The sequence below is a fragment of the Streptomyces bobili genome (assembly GCF_002154575.1).
GTDB lineage: Bacteria > Actinomycetota > Actinomycetes > Streptomycetales > Streptomycetaceae > Streptomyces > Streptomyces bobili.
Genome location: NZ_MUBA01000843.1, coordinates 1 through 2009 on the forward strand (window position 1 = coordinate 1; position 2009 = coordinate 2009).

Sequence of the window (2009 nt, forward strand, 5' to 3'; positions counted from 1 at the left end):
GCCCGGATCCGGGCGACCAGCTCCTTTGGCTTGAACGGTTTCACGATGTAGTCGTCGGCGCCGGATTCGAGGCCCACGACGACGTCGACGGTGTCGCTCTTGGCCGTGAGCATGACGATCGGTACGCCGGACTCCGCCCTGATCAGGCGGCACACCTCGATGCCGTCCCGTCCGGGCAGCATCAGGTCCAGCAGCACCAGGTCGGGCTTCGCCTCACGGAAAGCGGCCAGCGCCTTGTCGCCGTCGGCTACGAAAGACGGCTCAAAACCTTCACCACGCAGCACAATGCCGAGCATCTCGGCCAGTGCGGTGTCGTCGTCGACGACAAGGACTCGTCCCTTCATAAACGACATCATCCCATTCTCATAACAGTGACAGTGGCGCTGGTGAGCAGGGTCACTGGCCCGTGACGATAGTCGTAGGGAACGGTCACTGTCTGCCCCGGCCCCCGGCAGCCCCGGTCGGCACGGCCCCCGGGGCCCGCGGGAAGGCCCGCCCGACAGGGCGGCGAGCACCTCAGCCGGTCGCCGCCCGCCCCGACCTGGCGCACAGCTCCGCCAGCCCGTCGGCCGTCACCGGCGAGACGACGCCCTCCTCCGTGACGATCGCCGTGACCAGCTCGGGCGGCGTCACGTCGAACGCCGGGTTGTAGGCCTGCGTCCCCAACGGCGCCACGGGAATCCCGCCGCCCGCTCCCGACACCGGCGCCTGCGGCGCGGCCATCTCCGTCACCTCGAACCCGGGCCGCTGCTCGACCTCGATCGACGCCCCGTCGGGGGTGTCCGGATCGACCGTCGTCACCGGCGCCACCACGATGAACGGCACATGGTGGTACCGGGCGAGCACCGCGAGCGGATAGCTGCCGACCTTGTTGGCCACCGAGCCGTCGGCCGCGATGCGATCGGCCCCGATCAGCACCGCGTCGACCTCACCGGCCGCGAACAGCGACCCCGCCGCGTTGTCGGTGAGCAGGGTGTACGCCATCCCTCTGCGCGCCGCCTCGTACGCCGTCAGCCGGGCTCCCTGGAGCAGCGGACGCGTCTCGTCCACCCACAGCCGCCGCAGCTGTCCGGCCCGGTGTGCGGCGAGAGCCACCGCGAACGCCGTGCCTTCACCGCCGGACACCAGCGCGCCGGTGTTGCAGTGGGTGAGGATCCGGTGACCGCCGCCGGGCAGCAGTTCGTCGAGAAGGGCCAGCCCGTGCTGCGCCATCCGGGTACTGGCCTCGGCGTCCTCGCGGTGCAGCTGCCGTGCCGCGGCCAGCGCGGCACGGGCGCCCTGCTCGGGCCCGCCGCCCTTGGCGACCTCCGCCTGGTAGGCGTCACGGGCCCGGCGCACGCCGACCGACAGGTTCACGGCGGTGGGCCGGGCGCCCGCGAGCGCGTCCGCCGCCTCGTCCACGGCGAAGCCCCGCGCGGCGGCGAGCGCGACCCCGTACGCCCCCGCGATCCCGAGCAGCGGTGCCCCGCGGACGGCGAGCGAACCGATCGCCTCCACCAGTGCCGACGCATCCGTACAGACCAGCTCCACCTCCTCGGCCGGCAGCCTCGTCTGGTCGAGAAGCACCAGCACGGGGCCTTCGGGTGGCTCCTCCCAGCGGATCGCGGGTACCTCGGTGGGCCGCTTGTCATCGCCTGATTGCGCGTACAGATCAGCCATGCCGTCAGTGTGCCCGTTATCCGCCGGACAATCGAAGGTGTGCGGCCCGGACCGCGGCCGGTCACCCGTCGGGCCCCCCATGGCACGATGGCTCCCAAGCTGCCGCCGCGACCGCGGACGGGCACCGTGAAGGAGCGACGATGAACGACACTCCGGGCTGGGCCTCGCCCGGATCCGCCCCGTCCGACGGACAGGAGCCCGGGACGTCCACGCCTCCCGAGCCCGCCGACCGCCCCGGCGGCACGCAGCCCGCGGACCAGCCGGCCAAGAACCCCCAGGGCCCCGGCCCGCAGTGGTCCCCGCAACAACCGCCGCCCGGCCAGTGGTCCGCGCCCACAGGTCCCCCGAAC

1 protein-coding gene and 2 pseudogenes are annotated in these 2009 nt (G+C 72.7%); 1 reads left to right on the forward strand and 2 read right to left on the reverse strand.

The genetic code is table 11. From position 1 onward, the window contains the following. Positions 1–356 (reverse strand): annotated as a pseudogene (mtrA, locus tag BZL64_RS38105) (two-component system response regulator MtrA); the annotation flags it as partial. A 160-nt stretch (positions 357–516) separates the two neighbouring features. Further along, complete coding sequence (gene mtnA / locus BZL64_RS38110; protein WP_086773501.1) at positions 517–1659, reverse strand: S-methyl-5-thioribose-1-phosphate isomerase; 1143 nt, start codon at positions 1657–1659, stop codon at positions 517–519. A gap of 140 nt (positions 1660–1799) precedes the next feature. Between mtnA and BZL64_RS40450 the strand changes: the two are divergent. Further along, positions 1800–2009, forward strand: a pseudogene (locus BZL64_RS40450) (hypothetical protein); the annotation flags it as partial.